Here is a 16,216-nt window from a genome sequence, read left to right on the forward strand (position 1 = left end):
CTGCGGCACCGGTCGCGGCGCGCCCCGGCTATCTGGTCGCACTGTCCAGTGGCAAAGTGCGGGCTGTGAAAGGGACTTCAACGTAAACGGAACCATCCCCGAGGCTGCGCAGTGCGAGGCCTTTGCTTGCGACTAGACTTTCAGCGATATCGCCGATTCTCTCAAAGACTGCCTTGCTTTCCCAGGCACTGTAGGATTCCCACAAGCTGTGAAGCGTGGCATCGAGCTGAGTGTAATACTGAGCGAACCAATGCCCCGCTAGCGCGGCCTGCGTACGGGGCAGGTCAGTTAAGGAGCGGGCGCTACCAGCCAGATTGCCCAGCTGATAGGCAGCGTATTTGAGAAGCGAGCCGTAGGCACCGAAGACCTCGCAAGCTATTTGCCGATGGTTCCCGTGCAGGCGATATGTCCGGATCGCGGCCTCGGCGGCGGCATCGACGACGGCGAGCGTCTGCAGGAAGGTGCACTCGTAATTGTCGGTCGGGTCCCGGTCGAAGGGCGCGGCGAGAAGGGAGGCGGCGTATTCGTCCCAACAGGCCCCTATAACTTGCCAGCGAAGCGCGTCCCGGAAATCGCCGACCACGGTCTTGAGCAAGGTTCCGGGAAAGCAGGTGTTGAAGACCTTGGTAATTTCCACATGGGCGCACTCATGGGCGAGCGTTTGGACCGCTTGGCCCCATCCCTCAAGGCTATCGTCCTCGATCGGGAGGATGATCGAGGCATTGAGGACGATGTGGCTTTTGATCCGGCTGTCTCGCATCACGGCGGGCGTCATGGCGACTCCCTGCGCGAATGCGCTTGAAGGCACGAGCGGCGCGTGTGCGTCGTAGCCGCGGTCGAGGCTGGTGAGCGCCTTCGCATAATCGCTCGCGACGGTGACGCCATCCAGCGCTGATAGATCGAAGCGCCGTCCGAAGAACGAGATTTATGCGGCAACTAAATACCCGAAAGCCTCCGCCCTTTCTCGGTCAGCGAAACAGCTGACCAAGATAGGATAGGAGGCCGGCGCGGTCGAAGGAGGATCTTTAGCTGCAGTGGAAGCCGAATCACTCATCTCGCTATTCTAGCGCCAGCGGGCATGCCGACCGATTGGAAAAACGAAAAAAGACGCAGGCGGAAAATATTGTTAAGGCCACCAGAGCCCTTAGCAGGTTTTCCACATTGGACGCATCGACTACCTTTCCCTGACGGGGAATCGAGGCGCACTATCTCCGGGCGTCCGCTCGATTACGAATAGAATCCTTTAGGGGGAAAAGATGTTCAGCGGGGTTTCCGGCCCATCATTCATTTTCTGGCCTGTCGGATGCGGCGATAGCACCACGATCGTCGTGAGTGAAAGCGAGATCATCCAGGTCGACATCAATGACAAGCTCATGGCCGACGAGGAAGGAAATGAGCATGTGCCCATCGTCGACGAGCTAGTCGCCAAGCTGCCACTGCGCAACGGAAAGCCCTACCTGTCGTGTTTTGTGCTGACGCATCCGGACCAGGACCACTGCCGGGGCTTCGCGGAGCTCCTGGAGCGCGTAACGATTGGAGAGATCTGGCACACTCCACGGATTTTCTGGGAGTATGAGGACGAGAATGAGCTTTGCGATGACGCGCTAGCGTTTAGTCAGGAGGCGCACCGGAGGGCAGAGCGAAGCATTGAGGTTGGCGGTGATCCGGGATCGGGTCATCGTGTCCGGATAATTGGTTACAGCGAGCTGTTCGAGCCCGGCAAGCGATACGAAGGATTTCCGAAGCACGAATTCTACACGCGGCCTGGGAGTTCGGTCGTGACGATCGACGGCGTCGACGTGAAGAACCGTTTCCACGCATTCATCCATGCGCCGTTCAAAAGCGGCCTTGCCGATGCGCGCAACGAAACGAGCCTTGCGATGCAGGTCACGATCGGACCGGGACAGCCCATTCGTGCTCTCTTCTTGGGCGATCTTTCCTATCCGACGCTGATGCAGATCTTCGAGGAGACTCACCGGCACCAGAACGAGCGCATGCTGCAGTGGAACGTGCTCCTGGCGCCGCATCATTGCTCCAAGAAGGCGATGTATGAGCGGTGCGCTGATGGAGACGTTCTACAGCAGGACATCATGGCGGAACTCAAAGCTTGCCAGCTCAATCCCGGCTACATTGTGGCGAGTTCAAATGAGTTTCCCGGTCTGAACTATACGGGTGATCTCCCCCCGCACCGGAAGGCGAGAAACCGTTACGAGGAGATCTGTAACACGGGCTTCGTCTGCACCGGCGAGGTAAGTACGCCGGAGCATGTGCGGCCCATCATCTTCACTGCCACATCTCAGGGTCTGAGGCTGGCCGGCGAGAATTATGAGCTTTCGGAAAGCGCGGAGAGCGCTCTCGCGCTGGCGATTGCCAAGGCGCGCGGCAGCAACGTGCCACCGAGCGCCAAAGTCGGTTTCGGCGCGCATGAGGTCTGACGGTCAGGCTTGGGCGCTTGAACAGCTCGACGAAATAGCACGGGCGTCAAACGGCGCTATCGAGGTGTTGGATATCCTTGAGCCGGCCGACGAAGGTAAGAACCTCGATGTCAGTGTGTCAATCGATTGCCGCGGTTTCGCGCGGAAGACGGGGGCCGTGCCACTCCGGCTTCGCGAGGCTTTCCGCCTGAGCATCCCTTGGACCTTCCCCCTGTCGCGGCCGGAAGTCCGTTTTTCCCATAAAGGCTACGCCGATTTCCCACATGTGCAGTGGGGGGACACGATCTGCCTCTACCAAGCGCCGGATGTGGAATGGCAGCCGTCGCAGGGCCTGTTCGGGTTCATGCAGCGGCTGAACGACTGGCTGAAGGCTGGAGCGTCAGGAGAACTCGATTCTCTAGGCCTGCCGCTGCATCCGCCGATCGCTTATTCGGTGACGAATTTTGCGGTCATCCCCAGAGAAAACACGCCGAACCCGGCCGATGCGTTCTGGGGCGGCTACGCCCTTATCAGCCGCGAGAATGAGGTTGTAGCGGAGCTCGGGGGCTGGATCGAGATCGGTGAGGAGGTGCCGGACGGAAGGCTCGCCACGGCCATTCTGCTGCCGGGCTCGATGCCGCACGAATATCCAACCACCAGGCTCGATCTCATGCTCGCGCTCATTGACCGGGGCGTGCCGCTACAAATGATCCAGAACATCATCTCACTTGGCGTGCTGAGGACGGAGAGCAAAAAGCCGGCATTATTTCTACTGGGCGCGGCGATGCGCGGGATCGCAGGCGGCAAGCGGCTTCAGCATTTGGCCTGCTGGCGCATTCAGCCGGAGCAGGCGGAAAAACTCCGTGAGGCCTCGCTGAACGCGCCGCCGGACAAGACGACGGATGATGACGCATTCTTCGCATGGGCGGGCGAGGCGAAGGTCGAATGGTGCCGCGTGCTTGAGGATCGCCCTGAAATCGTCGAACGACGCGACGGGTTGTCCGCAGCAGCCTGGTGGCGCGGTCGCCATATCGCGATCCTGGGCTGCGGAGCGATCGGCAGCGCGGTCGCGATGATGCTTGCGCGGGCGGGAGTCCGTCGCCTTCAGCTCTACGACCGCGGGCCTGTGACGCCGGGTATCCTCGTGCGGCAAGCCTTCCCGAGCAGACATGTCGGATATACAAAATGCAGCTCATTGAGACTGAGTGTTAGGGACGCCAACCCTGGCGTCGAAGTGTCCGATCACGATAAGGACATCGTCTCGCATCTCAGAAGCGACGAGCGGCTGAAAGAACTCGTCAGCGCCGACGTCATCATTGACGCGACGGCTTCTAATGCAGTGGCCAGCGCGCTCGAGCTGCACTTTCGTACGCATCCAAAGAAACACCCTCCGATCCTCTCGATGTGCATCGGGCACAATGCGGATTTCGGGATGATGACACTTGCCATCGAGAGGGCGCCCGGTATGTCGCTCGCACTTGAGAGGAAGAGCAAAATTGCGCTGGGCAATTGTCACAATGGCGCAGCGTACCTGGAGGAGTTCTGGCCAAAAGCGCCGGAGCGCCGGAAGCTCTTCCAGCCGGAGCCGGGATGTTCGAGCCCGACCTTCAGGGGCTCATTTGCAGATGTGGTCGGACTCAGCTCGAGAATGACGAACGTCGCCGCGACCTGGCTCGCGGAATTGCCGGGAATCCAACGGCAAAGGTTTTTGGGGATAAATCTTTCAGGCGGAGGGCTTGCCACCGGACCCGCCCGGGAGATCGACTTCAGCTGGCAGCCGGACCATGTGCTTCGCGACCCCCGCCACGGATACGAGATACGCGTGAACCGCGAGGCGCTGGCTTCCATGCTGGCCTGGGTGCGCCGTTGCGAGAGATTGCACGGTGATCGCACAGAAACAGGTGGCATCCTCTTTGGTTCTGTCGATGAATTCCTGAAAGTGATCTCGATTGACGAGATCAGCGGTCCCCCGGCCGACAGCATCGCATCGGCGGCTGGGTTCTTGTGCGGTACGGCCAACGTGGCGGCGGCGCATGACGAAAGGAAAAGAAGGACGGGCGGGTCGGTCGCATTCGTCGGCATGTGGCACACGCATCCGATGGGCCTGCCATCGCCGAGCCCGACCGATCTGGAGGCGATGAGGGTCCTACTGGGAGAAGACGGCTCATATCTGGGGCGGCGCTTCCTCATGCTGATCATGGGTGGCACTTCGCGTTTTCCGATCCCTTCCGCAAGCGTCTTCCAACGGTCCGATTATGGCGCCTGAACCCGAACCCGTAATCGGACTGGCTCTTTCCGGCGGCGGCGCGCGCGCGATGGCTTTCCATCTGGGTTGCCTGCGTGCGCTTCACGACCGCAAGATCCTGGAAAAAGTGAGGGTTCTGTCGACCGTCTCGGGTGGCAGTATCATCGGTTCCTGTTGGGCCTATCGTGGCGAGGCTTTTCCTACATTCGACCGGCACATGGTGTCGGTTCTCCGGCGTGGCCTGCAATGGGATATTCTACGTGAGGTGTTTCTCAGCTCTGAAGGTCTTCGCATCCTAGCGACAACGCTGGTGTCAGGGACATTGTCTCTGCTCTTATGGGCCGTGTCCTTCGCTGCCTCCCGCATGCGCCGATGGCTAGGGTTTCCAACGGGTCGTCTGGCTCACAAGGTCGATGACCTTGCAACGCGCCTGCCGGTATGGGGCAGCCTTTCGACAGCATTCGAAGCGGCACTCACACGCAACCTTTTTGGCGAGCGACGCGTCGACGAGGTGCAACGCGAAGGACTGGTCACTATTATAAACGCCTGCGATCTCAGGACAGGGACGGCGTTTCGGTTTGGTTCTAAGAAATCGGGCGGTTGGAGGTACGGTGCAATCAGCGGCCCAGCGCCAAGCGTCGCCAAGGCAGTGGCGGCATCCGCAGCGTTTCCGCTGCTGTTGCCGTCCCTACTTGAGAGCTTCGACTTCGTCTCCAAAGGTGGAATCAGGCGCGATACAGTTTCACTGACGGATGGCGGCGTATTCGACAATCTCGGCGTGGCGGTGCTCGAGCCCGGACGTTCCGTCGATTTTCTGTTCAACTATCCAGTGACCCACATCGTCAGTCTGAATGCGGGCGCCGGTCAGATGAGCGGAGAGGATCGACACTATTGGTGGCCGAGCCGTGTCGCGCGCTCGTTCGCAGGAGTACATCGCAAGGCGCAGGATGCAGTTTACCAGCGCCTGCACAAATTTGCAGAATGCGGCGACCTCCAGGGCTTCGGCATGGTCTATCTCGGCCAGCAGGACAATAAGCTGCCATGGGCGCCGGCCGATCTGGTGCCGCGGGATGCTGTGAGGGACTACCCGACCGACTTTGCGCCCGTGCGCGAGCGGGATCTGGATGCACTGGCAAAGCGCGGGGAGCAGCTGACACACATCATTATCGAGCGATATCTGCCCAGCCTTGCCGATTGAGAGCCATGGCTATGTAGCTTCTCTTCCCGCTTGCGCCCTCGGAATCGGTCGGACGGGGTTCAGACTCATTCGCCCAAACTTCCCTTAAGCGATTAGAATTCGCAACAAATCGGTATTTAGCAGGAACTTTGGTATCTCCAGAAAAATAACCCGTTCCACCCAATCCATCGCTTCCATGCCAGATATTTTAATGGTCGAGCGCTGGAAGCGGTTTCGCTGCCGACCCGTTCCACCGCTTCCCAAATCAGCGCTGGGTGGAACGGGTTCTACATGGTGGGAGAGTTGTGGAACGGGTTCTGTGCGCAGCCCTTTACAAAAGGACCGGCAGAAAAGTGCTTGCCGGCTCTTTTCGCTACCAAATGATCGGTGGCTGAGGATCTCCGGGTTGCCACCATCGAGCGTCATCGAGTTCGCCTCGCACGTATGCGCGCACTTTTTTGCCGGCAGCGTCCCGAATCCCGGTATCTTTTCGTTCAAAATCAAGACCCGCCATTGTCGCTTTCAATTGAGCTTGATGACCCTTCGTCAGCTTGTTGATGCTCTGCGCACCGTCGATGCCAACAAGTTTCCAAACATCAGTGACCTTGATTTTGAGGGGCCCATCAGGAATGCTGTTTTCGAGCGGTTCTAGCCACGGCCCGAAATCCGATGCTTCGTGCGTGAGCTGGGCAGCTGCTGCTTTAAGTGAAAGCTCATCGAGCCATAGATTTTCCCTTGGCTCTTCAAGAACAGCTTCCGCCCACAGTTGATCGCGGACGGCGGCAATGCCTGCGAGATCTGCTTTCGTGACACGAACGATCCAGAACCGTCGATTGCCGGTAAGATCGCTAAGGTAGCGGCTTTCGTTGGTGGTCCCGAATAGAACGAATTGGCGGCCCTTCGTGACAGCAAACCTACCGTAGGCCAGCCGCGCCCGGTCATGTGTTGAAGTGATGAACGACTTGACCCGGTTCGTATCGCGCCGTCCAAGTCCATCCAATTCTGGCATTTCCACGAGCCACGCACCTGCCGTTTTCTCTATGGTTACTTTTGGATCGGCCCCCACCTCTAGCTGGTCGGTAAACCACGCTTGATCATGGCACAGCCCGCGGATGGCAGAGGACTTCCCTATGCCCTGCGGACCTTCAAGCACGAGCATCGCGTCAAATTTGGAGCCGGCGTGCCGCACTCGTCGAACGGCTGCGCACAGTATTTTCCGTCCGAAGGCCCGGTTCAAGAGAGTGTCATCAGCGCCCAAATAATCGACAAGCCACCTGTTTAAGCGCTCAACGCCGTCCCAGCGCAAGTTTCCGAGGTAGTCGCGAACGGGGTGATATGCCCGCCGCTCGCCTATGAGTCCGACAGCGTCCATGATCTTTTCCTTCGCCGGCTCCTTGCCGTTGGAAGCATATTCGATCGTGAACCGAATTTCGGCCAACCGCTCGTCGCTCATCGGGGTGACGCCCTCGGGTCGATGCAGTTCCAACTCGCCCGATAGCTGGTTGAACTTAATCGCCCATCCTCGATCATTGAGCGATGCCTCAAGTTCAACGTCGAACCTGCCGATGCCCATAATCTGGCCGACTTGCCCCGCAGCGGGCAGCGTCGAAGCAGGTATGAGGGAGGCCACGGTTTGGTCCCCGTGATCAGTTGTGGCGTGGCCCATCAGATATCGTCTCCCGGCAGGTTGAAGCGCGATTCAAGTCGATCTAGCCATGCCTTCAATCGGTAGGCGTATCCGATCGCGGACTCGAATCTGCGATCAGCAAGTGCCGCCCGAAAATCCGGCTGAACTTCCACGCGAGGCAGCGGCCTGCTTGCCTGGAACAAGACGCGAAGCTTCGACCGGTGACGCTTGAAGACCTTAATCAAAGCTTCATGCCGCTCGGTCAGCTCGATGATGATTTCGTCAGGGATCGTCCCGCACCGGACCAAGTTTTCAATACGTACCAAAAGTTCGGCGAGGCCTATGCAGCCAGCAAAATGCAGCTGTGCTGCATTATCCAAGCGGAGTTGGTTTGTCTGAGAATGCATTTATTAGCCCTCACCGTATCTCATTGACGAGGAATGCGCTGGTCGATCGCGCTGGCTGGCTCAGTAGGGAGGAGGCCCAACGATCCAGCTCGGTAACGTCGTAGAGAACGCTACGATGACCGGCCCTACGGAAGGACGGTCCGCCGCCGAGGCACGCGAGCTTTGCCAGTGTGCTGTGTGAGCGACTGATGCCATGGCGTTTGTGAAGATACGCGGAAGCCTCTGCGCGGGTTAGGCGCGGCGGTAGGTTTTCTAGATCAAGCATTTTAGCGTCGTCCTTTCCGATAAATTACCGGCGCTAGATGGACGACGAATGGTTGTTGGCTAGAATCATCAATGAAATCAATGGGGTGCGAAAATTACGCGCTCCTCGCCGCTGCCAGGCTTCTGACAACAGCAGCCCGTTGAGCCGGTCCCATCATCTTCGCTACCTCACCGGCAACCTTATCGGCGGCGGCGATGAGAACCGTGTCAACACGCGCAATATATCCTGCCGTTACGCCGCCAGAAGCGTGGCCGAGAAGAGCCGCGACGGTCGGCAGTGTCATTCCGAGCCCGTCCGCCGTGGTCGCGAAGCCGTGCCGAAGGCCGTGTAGTGTTAGGTCGGCGAGCGGCTGACGATCGTCGGCATGGAGATCGGGATGTTGCACGATCCGTCGATATGCCTTGGGCAGGCCACCGAATGGTGCATTGTCCTTTCGTTCTGTCGTGAAAACGAACTCGCCCTTTCCGTTGCGACGGCATATGGACCGCAGAAGATCAACGGCTTCGCTGCCCAGCGGGCGAACGCTTTCCCCGGTCTTGCTTTCGGTCAGGTGTAGAAGGCGACCTTCAAGGTTGACCTCGCTCCACCGCAGCCCGATTACTTCGCCGCGCCGCATGCCGGTCAGAGCTGCGAGCCTGATAGCCTCCACCGCCTGCCAAGGCTCTCGCCGCTCATCGGCCAGGGCGAGAGCCCGACCTAACGCAGAATACTTCTTAGGGAAGTCGCCAAGTCTACGCTTGCCGTCGGCCGGCAGGCGAAGACCGTGAGCGGGGTTTCGCTCGATCAACCCGATTGCGACTGCGTGTGCCAGAATGCCTGACAGCAGTCCTATTGTGCGCTTTGCTGTCCCCTGGCCGCCGGTGACGATAGCTCGACCACGGAAACCGGTCTTGACGTCGGCAGCGGTCTTGCCCGCCTTCACTGAAACGAAGAACGACCGGACATCAGAAGGCTTGAGATCCCGAACGGCACGATGTGCGAGAAGCGGCAGGATGTGCCGCTTGATCCGGCCCTCATCGATCGCAAGCGCTGAGGCGCGCTTTGTCTTGCCTTGGCGGCTGAGGATGTTTCCCGCCTTCGTCGCGTCGAGATAGTCAGCGCACAGGTCCTTGACGGTCCATGCGGACCGGTCCTCGCCGCGCTGCTGCGCTGGGTCTTGGCCTCGCGCCGCGGCCGCCAACAACTGCCTTGCCTCGTCGCGCGCCTCATCCGGAGTCAAGACACCGTACCGTCCTACCGTAACGCGGCGAGATCGACCAAGCGCGTTCCGATACTGGATGACGAAGGACTTCGCACCCGACGGCTTCACCCGTAGCCCGAAGCCCGGCAGACCATCATCCCAGATCACCACGTCCCGACTGGAATCCGGCGAGATCGCGTCGATGGCGCGCTTGGTCAGCTTGGGCATGCGGAGAGCTTTCGGGTAAGCATGGGGTAAGCGAGGGTAAGCAATGCACGGTAATTACTAGTGCTTACCCGAACCCAGGCATAACGAAGAAAATTGTGAAACGTCAATGGCGTGGAACCGGCATCCACTGAGGGTAAACTCGCTAAAACTATCGTCCACTGCAATCGCACTGCAGAGGTCAGGGGTTCGATTCCCCTCGGCTCCACCATGGAATTTCATAACATACGGAAATTATAGTGTTTTTCCAAAACGGATCATCCGTTGCGTCTAACGCTGCGTCAACTTCGGACCGTGGCTAGACGCGGATCGCTGCAGACGCTTGGCGCTCACCCAACCACTTCGATGGAGTACTCGTCATGCCGGAGCGGAGGCAGTTGCTCTGCGACGTCGGGCAAACGAGCCGTTTCGCTTGGAACCATGCTCTATGCCTTCGACTCAAAGCCAAGGCTGCCGGAATTCGCGACAGCACCAAATATCCCGCCTTCTGTTTTTATGGTGTGTAATGCAGCGGCGTGGTTTTCTTGAACGCTTGCAGCACATGCATCCGCAATTACCAAACACTCGTAATTTCGGTCGACTGCGTCGCGGAGCGTCGAGTGAACGCAGACGTCGGTCGTCACGCCGGTCAAAATAAGCTTCTGTATACGACGCGTGCTGAGTATGCGTTCGAGGTCGGTGGCATAGAATGCGCTGTACCCAGGCTTATCGACCACGACATCGCCGGGCTGCGGTTCGAGTTCACCGATTATATCCCAGCCAGGTTCGCCCCTGACGAGCAATCGTCCCATCGGTCCGGCCGATCCGATTTCGGCGCCTGCTTGTTGCGATCGCCAAGCTTTGAGACGTGGGAGATCACTGAGATCCGGGCGATGGCCTTCCCGGGTGAATACCACAAGACCACCCCAGGTCCTGACCTTCTCACAAACGGCGGCTACCCTCGGCACAATCGCGCGCGTTGCGGCGATGTCATATCCCGATGACGCAAGATATCCATTCGGATCGCAGAAATCGCGCTGCATATCGATGACGAGTAAAGCTGTTGTTTCGGGCTGCAGGTCTCCGTCGTGCGGCCACGGGTAAGGATCTGCTGTATGAATGTCTTTGACACCGCTTCTTTCCTTAATCGAATGCCCGGATAGCCCAGAGGTTACGGACACAATCAGATTGCGAGGGCTGCACCATCCGATCGGGGATCGGTGGCGCTCTCCACACGACCTGAAGGATGAAGAACCACCGCGCCGGCATGTCCCATCGATTCGGAGTAATCGGAGAACCGCTCGGTGCTGTGGCCGAGGTTGATCAGCTGGTTCTCTATTTCCTGAGAGAAGCGCCCTTCGAGCTTTAGCGACAGGCTGCTGTTACCCCACGTCTTCCCAAGAAGCCAACGAGGCGCGCTGATCGCATTCTCAAGACTGAGATCGAACAGGGCATAACGCGTGAACAGTGCTGCTTGCGTTTGCGGCTGGCCATCGCCTCCCATCGTGCCGTAGGCCATTGTCCGGCCGTCGTTGAGTTGGGCGAGCGCGGGATTGAGCGTGTGAAAGGGTTGCTTTCGCGGGGCCACCTGATTGGGGCCGGGTGCGAGCGAGAAGCCTGCGCCGCGATTTTCGAAGGCGATTCCGGTCTTCGCACACGTCAAACCGGATCCGAATTCCCAAAACAGGCTTTGAATGAAACTCACGACAGTGCCATCGCTGTCAGCCGCGCCCATCCATATGGTACCCCCGAGTTCCGACGGGCCCGGCCATCGTGATGCCCGGCTCTCATCAATAGCTGCCGCCATTTCCGATACCGCACTAGGCAGAAGGAATTGGGATGCCTCAATCGGCATGAAATCCGGATCGGCGAGGTTTTTGTTCCGAAGATCGAATGCGCGCTTGGTCGCCTCCACCAAGCTGTGGATGTACGAACTGCCGTCGGCCGAGCTGACACGCAACCGGTCAAAGATTGCAAGAATGAGTAAGGAGGCAAACCCCTGCGTTGGGGGCGGGGAATTGTAGAGCGTTCCCGCGGAAACGAGGGCAGATAGAGGCTTTCCGTATTCCGCTGTGTACGACTGGAAATCCTCGAGTCGAAGTGGACTGCCGGCTTCCTCGAAGAATTGCCCGTGAATCTCCGCGAGCGCACCTCGATAGAAGCTGTCGAGACCTTCTTCGGCGAGCCTGCGAAGCGTCGCTCCAAGTGCGGGCAGACAATAACGTTCGCCGGGAGCTGGAACCTGCCCATCAGGCAGAAACACCTGCTCAAATCCTTGGATCGTGCAGAGCTCGGCGGAGAAGCTGTCGAGGGTCGCCGAAAGGCTGCGGGATACAGGGCAGCCGTTGACCGCATGATCCGTCGCGTCTCGCAGCAGACGTTCCAACGAGAGACGTCGCGCTTCAGGGACGAGATCGAGCGCCAGTTTCCAACTGGAAATCGCACCGGGAACCAGCAGCGCCGCATCGGGGCCTCGCACCGGAAGCTCGGTGTATCCGCGATCGCGATAATAGCCGACCGTTGCGCGCGCGGCTGCACGGCCGCAGCCGGAGATGAAAATCGGCTCCTGGTCCTTGCGCTTTATCAGCCAGAATGCATCCCCGCCCAAGCCGTTCATGTGTGGGTAAACGACAGCGATGGTCGCTGCTGCCGCAACCATCGCCTCGATGGCAGTGCCGCCCTCGGCGAGCACTGCGCGTCCCGACTCCGCCGCAGCATGATGCGGAGCCGAGATACAACCTCGAGTGCCCGACGCGTAAAGCTTGGAGACGCTCTCCGGTGTGTTCTCAGACAACGGCATGCGAACGCTGCGCCACCGTGCTGGTCTCGAAAACGCCCGCCGCGAGCGGCCACGACGTGATGGCACTCGTCGACGAAAGATAGGCGAACACATCGCTCATGCAGAGCAGCGCAGCCGCTTGATGAGCCGGAGAAACGGCCGCAACGGCGTCCGTCGGAACTGTGACGCGATAATCCAGGTTACGAGCCGAATAAACCGTGCTCATCACGCAGCAGTGCGTCGTCACTCCACAGCAGACCAGGTTCTTGATGCCGCGAGAACGCAGGAGGAGATCGAGGTCGGTTCCGACGAAACAGTCGTATCGACGCTTGTTGCGAATGCGCCAATCTTCGGGACGGACATCGAGGCCCTCGGTCAGCTCGCAGCCCGCCGTTCCTTCGAGGCAGTGTACAGGGTCGAACTCCAGCTCGATCCCGTAGTCGCTGAGATCTGACCGATGCATTTCGTGCGTAAAAATGATGGGCAACGCGTGCTGCCTCGCCCAACCGATGAGCCGGTTGATGGCGGGGATGATCGCCCGCCCTCCCGGAGTTTGTTGAACGGCTCCCTGATCGACAAAGTCGCGCTCCATGTCGATGACGAGCAGGGCCGTGTTTTGCGTCCCGACTTTGCCCGCCGGTATGGCTCGGTAAAGTGGTTCCATGGGCTACTTGCCTATGAATGACGGATTGAAAATATTCGACGTGTCGACGACGCCATCGTTTACTTTTACTTCTTTGAAGAACGCGGCCAGTTCCTTTCCGACTTCGATTGCCGGACCCTTCATCTGGGTGACGTTATCGGACGCGCCATAAAGCTTAACCTTCGGCAGCATGTCGAGCACTTCCTCCGGCTTGAGCTCCAGGGATTTCGCCGCGACATCGGAAGCCGCCTTCGGATCGGAGATCGCCAGTTCATTGGCTTTGTTCAACGCGCGAAGAAACGCCTTCGTCTCGTCAGACTTGTTCTTCGCGGTCTTGTCGCTGATGGCAACAACGTCGAGGATCAGGTTCGGCGCTTCTTTGGACGAGAAAATGACATGACCCTTTTTCTCGCCCTGCACCTTCGTGATCCAAGGTTCCCAGGTGACGGCGGCGTCGAGCTTGCCAGCGGCGAAGGCCGCGCCCGCGTCGTCGGGATTCATGTTCGTCAGCTTGATATCACTCGGTGCCAGACCATACTTCGTGAGCGCTTTGCGAAGGAGGAGTTCGTTGCACTGGCCAGCGGTTACGGCCACGGTTTTTCCCTTGAGATCTGCGGGCGTCGCAATATCTGATTTCGCGAGAATGGCGTCGGCGCCGGCAGATGTGTCGGTCATATAGACGATCTCCAGACGGCCTGGAGCTTTGTCGAGCGCTGTGATGACGCTATCGGCAGTCGTGAAGTGCGCATCAAGCTGGCCTCCGAGGAGCGGTGCGAGGCCATCACCCGGCGAACTGAACGATTGCATCTGGAGGTCCAGACCTTCGTCCTTGAAGAACCCTTTCTCTTTCGCGATGAACAGGGAAATGTATCCGATCCAACTATTATAGCCGACCTTATAGGGCTTCAGCGCGTCCGCACGCGCCGTCGACCACGAGACCGCGGATAGCGCCATCATTAGAACTGCCGTCAAGGCTCTGAACACAGCTTTCATTGGCTTCCCTTTCGCGCTTTGTGCAACTGACTCACATGGGACAACTCCGGCTCCTGCGCTTGCAGCAGCCGTTGCAGGTAATCTTCGCGGTGGGCGTCCGACTCGCGCCTCAAGAGGCCGAGCATGTGACGCTTGAGAGAGATGAATTCGGGCGCCAGCTTGAGATCGAGCTTTCGAACATCGCCGAACGGAACCGAAATATCGTCGACGATCCTGCCGGGACGAGGAGAGAACACCAACGTCCGCGTCGATAGAAAGAGGGCTTCATCGACGTCATGCGTCACCATCAGCACCGTCGTGCCTTCATGGCGGCTGAGAAGCGCCGTCAGCTGCTGAATTTCCTCGCGCGTCTGCGCATCGAGAGCGCCAAAAGGCTCGTCCATTAAAAGGATTGCCGGGCGTGGAAGCAGCGCGCGCGCAATGGCAACGCGCTGCTTCATCCCCCCGGACAACTCGCGCGGATACGCATTCGCAAACGCCTCAAGACCCATCAGGTAGAGAAGCGCGGCGCATCGCTCCTTGGCGGCTTTCAGGTCTTCGCCACTCTGACGAGAGCCGTTCAGCGTCGCACTGAAGAGAATGTTCTGGGTGACGTTCAGCCAGGGATAGAGAGTGTAATTCTGGAAAACCATGCCGCGGTCGGCGCCGGGGCCGATAGCTTGGCGCCCATTGACGAACATGTATCCATCGGTCGGCTCTTCGAGTCCGGCGAGGATGAACAGCATCGTCGTCTTACCGCAGCCCGATGGACCGATGAGCGTCACGAACTCCCCGCGCTCGACTTTGAATGACGTCGGACGCAAGGCTTCGACGCCACCTTTGTCGGTGGGATAGACCTTCGAGACGTTCTGGACCTCGAGAATCTGGCTCATTTTCCGCTCTCAGCCCATTTGAACAGTCGGCGGTTGAGCGCGCGAAACATCAAATCGATAAGCAGGCCGATAGTGCCGAGGAGAATGAGATACACCCATATTTTCGGCGTCTGCAGAAAGCGCGAAAATTTCAGAATGCGAAATCCCAATCCCTCGTTCGCGGCGACTAGCTCGGCAACGATCAGATATGTCCAGGCCCAGCCGTTGCAGAGACGAAGCGCGTCGAAAATGCCCGGCATCGCGGAGCGCCACAGAACGCGGCGAATAATCTCGCCCTGCGTCGCGCCCAGCGTCTGAGCCACCTGCAAGAGCTCATAAGGGACACGTCGCACTTCATCGGCGACCATGAGTACAAGCTGAAAATAGGTGCCGATAAAAATAAGAGCCCATTTCGACTCTTCGCCGATCCCGAGCGTTACCATCAAAATCGGAATGAGTGCCGGAACCGGAACGTACCGGATAAATTCCGTCACCGGTTGAACAATGGCCTCGACCGGTTTGAACGAGCCCATCAAGATGCCTATGGGCAGCGCGACCATCGCGGAGAGCAAAAAGCCAACTGTGACTCGCACGAAGCTGACCCAAAGATCCGACCAGATCGTTGGATCACTGAATATATCTGCCATCGTATGAGCGACGGTGACAGGTGACGGCAGGAAGACCGGATCGACGATGGCGGAAGCGCTGATGAGCCCCCAAACGAACAGACAGAGGACGAAGCCGACAACGGCGAGAAGACGATACTGCCGCCTTGGGATGCTGCGTCGTAACTGCAATGTCAGGCCGGGCTGGGTCGCACTCATCGAGCCAATGCCTCTCTACCGCGTGAGGGGCCGAAAGGCCACGAGATCGACTTCAACCCGCGCGCTGCGTGCAAGGGCCGTTACACCGATGCACGTCCGCGCCGGCAACCGATTGGCCGGGAAGTAACTCGAATAGATCTCGTTGAAGCGCGCGTAGTCCTTTTCGAAATTCGTCAGATATGCGCCGGCGCGCACGACGCTCCACCAATCGAGACCCAATCCGGTTAGCACAATATGCAGGTTGGCCATCACCCGATGGGTCTGCTCTTCGATGTCGTCCGGTATCGGACGTTCAGGCTCGCCGGGATAGGTCGGCATCTGTCCTGTAACGTGAATGAAGCTTCCCGCTTCGACGGCGTGTGAAAAGGTAGCGACCGGCTCGGGAGCATTCGGGACCATGTAAAAACTCAATCCCGAGGTCGCGATATTTGCAGACATGAACAGATCCATACAGACGAAATGTCTGCACCAGATTTTGCAAGGTGTGGGCCAGTGCTTTGCGCCGTGGCCGCCAGCGCGCGGCTCGCATTTCTCATTTAAAAATACTGGTTCTCTTGGCCTCAGGCAAAGGAGAGGGAGCTCTGCAAGTTACGCTCTGCCCAACTGA

General features: G+C 58.8%; 14 protein-coding genes. 4 read left to right on the plus strand and 10 right to left on the minus strand.

The window, feature by feature from the left end; genetic code table 11:
* Window positions 1–28 precede the first annotated feature (28 nt).
* Window positions 29–775 (minus strand): hypothetical protein, encoded by a 747-nt coding sequence (locus tag AC1DK3_RS16350; protein ID WP_477193308.1) that lies wholly within the window; start codon window positions 773–775, stop codon window positions 29–31.
* A 481-nt stretch (window positions 776–1,256) separates the two neighbouring features.
* Here AC1DK3_RS16350 and AC1DK3_RS16355 point away from each other — a divergent pair, with 481 nt between their 5' ends.
* The 3 genes from AC1DK3_RS16355 to AC1DK3_RS16365 are packed head-to-tail and all read left to right on the plus strand — an operon-like array spanning window position 1,257 to window position 5,857.
* Entirely contained in the window at window positions 1,257–2,435 is a 1,179-nt protein-coding gene (locus AC1DK3_RS16355) for a ComEC/Rec2 family competence protein (RefSeq protein WP_477193309.1), read from the plus strand.
* Window positions 2,425–4,680: a ThiF family adenylyltransferase gene (locus AC1DK3_RS16360; RefSeq protein WP_477193310.1), complete on the plus strand. Its 2,256-nt coding sequence runs from the start codon at window positions 2,425–2,427 to the stop codon at window positions 4,678–4,680. Before AC1DK3_RS16355 ends, AC1DK3_RS16360 begins: the two co-directional genes overlap by 11 nt.
* On the plus strand, window positions 4,670–5,857 hold the full coding sequence (locus tag AC1DK3_RS16365) for a patatin-like phospholipase family protein (protein WP_477193311.1): 1,188 nt from the start codon (window positions 4,670–4,672) through the stop codon (window positions 5,855–5,857). The genes AC1DK3_RS16360 and AC1DK3_RS16365 overlap by 11 nt, the downstream gene beginning before the upstream one ends.
* Before the next feature lie 352 nt (window positions 5,858–6,209).
* On the opposite strand, the gene AC1DK3_RS16370 is transcribed toward AC1DK3_RS16365, so the two are convergent.
* On the minus strand, window positions 6,210–7,502 hold the full coding sequence (locus tag AC1DK3_RS16370; RefSeq protein ID WP_477193312.1) for a virulence-associated E family protein: 1,293 nt from the start codon (window positions 7,500–7,502) through the stop codon (window positions 6,210–6,212).
* Between the two features lie 182 nt (window positions 7,503–7,684).
* Here AC1DK3_RS16370 and AC1DK3_RS16375 point away from each other — a divergent pair, with 182 nt between their 5' ends.
* On the plus strand, window positions 7,685–7,897 hold the full coding sequence (locus AC1DK3_RS16375; protein WP_477193313.1) for a hypothetical protein: 213 nt from the start codon (window positions 7,685–7,687) through the stop codon (window positions 7,895–7,897).
* Between the two features lie 332 nt (window positions 7,898–8,229).
* Here AC1DK3_RS16375 and AC1DK3_RS16380 read toward each other — a convergent pair whose 3' ends face one another.
* The 8 genes from AC1DK3_RS16380 to AC1DK3_RS16415 form a co-directional block, all read right to left on the minus strand.
* Window positions 8,230–9,543, minus strand: coding sequence for a tyrosine-type recombinase/integrase (locus AC1DK3_RS16380; RefSeq protein ID WP_477193314.1), 1,314 nt, complete (start codon window positions 9,541–9,543; stop codon window positions 8,230–8,232).
* Between the two features lie 422 nt (window positions 9,544–9,965).
* Window positions 9,966–10,667, minus strand: a complete 702-nt coding sequence (locus AC1DK3_RS16385; protein WP_477193427.1) for a cysteine hydrolase family protein — start codon at window positions 10,665–10,667, stop codon at window positions 9,966–9,968.
* 35 nt (window positions 10,668–10,702) lie between these two features.
* The gene (locus AC1DK3_RS16390; protein WP_477193315.1) at window positions 10,703–12,319 is read right to left on the minus strand and encodes a gamma-glutamyltransferase family protein; all 1,617 of its coding nucleotides are present in this window, start codon (window positions 12,317–12,319) and stop codon (window positions 10,703–10,705) included.
* Entirely contained in the window at window positions 12,306–12,962 is a 657-nt protein-coding gene (locus AC1DK3_RS16395; protein ID WP_477193316.1) for a cysteine hydrolase family protein, read from the minus strand. Before AC1DK3_RS16395 ends, AC1DK3_RS16390 begins: the two co-directional genes overlap by 14 nt.
* A gap of 3 nt (window positions 12,963–12,965) precedes the next feature.
* Complete coding sequence (locus AC1DK3_RS16400) at window positions 12,966–13,934, minus strand: aliphatic sulfonate ABC transporter substrate-binding protein (RefSeq protein ID WP_477193317.1); 969 nt, start codon at window positions 13,932–13,934, stop codon at window positions 12,966–12,968.
* The gene (locus AC1DK3_RS16405; protein WP_477193318.1) at window positions 13,931–14,806 is read right to left on the minus strand and encodes an ABC transporter ATP-binding protein; all 876 of its coding nucleotides are present in this window, start codon (window positions 14,804–14,806) and stop codon (window positions 13,931–13,933) included. Before AC1DK3_RS16405 ends, AC1DK3_RS16400 begins: the two co-directional genes overlap by 4 nt.
* Window positions 14,803–15,609 carry an ABC transporter permease gene (locus tag AC1DK3_RS16410; RefSeq protein ID WP_477193319.1) on the minus strand — a complete coding sequence of 269 codons (807 nt, stop codon included), beginning with the start codon at window positions 15,607–15,609 and terminating at the stop codon, window positions 14,803–14,805. The genes AC1DK3_RS16405 and AC1DK3_RS16410 overlap by 4 nt, the downstream gene beginning before the upstream one ends.
* A gap of 15 nt (window positions 15,610–15,624) precedes the next feature.
* Entirely contained in the window at window positions 15,625–16,020 is a 396-nt protein-coding gene (locus AC1DK3_RS16415; RefSeq protein WP_477193428.1) for a RidA family protein, read from the minus strand.
* Window positions 16,021–16,216 lie beyond the last annotated feature (196 nt).

It is taken from the genome of Hyphomicrobium sp. 01T421 (genome assembly GCF_056398805.1).

Bases quoted from the DNA above. Each gene is read 5' to 3' on its own strand.
- AC1DK3_RS16350 (WP_477193308.1), bottom strand. From the start codon at position 775: ATGACGCCCGCCGTGATGCGAGACAGCCGGATCAAAAGCCACATCGTC.
- AC1DK3_RS16355 (WP_477193309.1), top strand. From the start codon at position 1,257: ATGTTCAGCGGGGTTTCCGGCCCATCATTCATTTTCTGGCCTGTCGGA.
- AC1DK3_RS16360 (WP_477193310.1), top strand. From the start codon at position 2,425: ATGAGGTCTGACGGTCAGGCTTGGGCGCTTGAACAGCTCGACGAAATA.
- AC1DK3_RS16365 (WP_477193311.1), top strand. From the start codon at position 4,670: ATGGCGCCTGAACCCGAACCCGTAATCGGACTGGCTCTTTCCGGCGGC.
- AC1DK3_RS16370 (WP_477193312.1), bottom strand. From the start codon at position 7,502: ATGGGCCACGCCACAACTGATCACGGGGACCAAACCGTGGCCTCCCTC.
- AC1DK3_RS16380 (WP_477193314.1), bottom strand. From the start codon at position 9,543: ATGCCCAAGCTGACCAAGCGCGCCATCGACGCGATCTCGCCGGATTCC.
- AC1DK3_RS16390 (WP_477193315.1), bottom strand. From the start codon at position 12,319: ATGCCGTTGTCTGAGAACACACCGGAGAGCGTCTCCAAGCTTTACGCG.
- AC1DK3_RS16395 (WP_477193316.1), bottom strand. From the start codon at position 12,962: ATGGAACCACTTTACCGAGCCATACCGGCGGGCAAAGTCGGGACGCAA.
- AC1DK3_RS16400 (WP_477193317.1), bottom strand. From the start codon at position 13,934: ATGAAAGCTGTGTTCAGAGCCTTGACGGCAGTTCTAATGATGGCGCTA.
- AC1DK3_RS16405 (WP_477193318.1), bottom strand. From the start codon at position 14,806: ATGAGCCAGATTCTCGAGGTCCAGAACGTCTCGAAGGTCTATCCCACC.
- AC1DK3_RS16410 (WP_477193319.1), bottom strand. From the start codon at position 15,609: ATGAGTGCGACCCAGCCCGGCCTGACATTGCAGTTACGACGCAGCATC.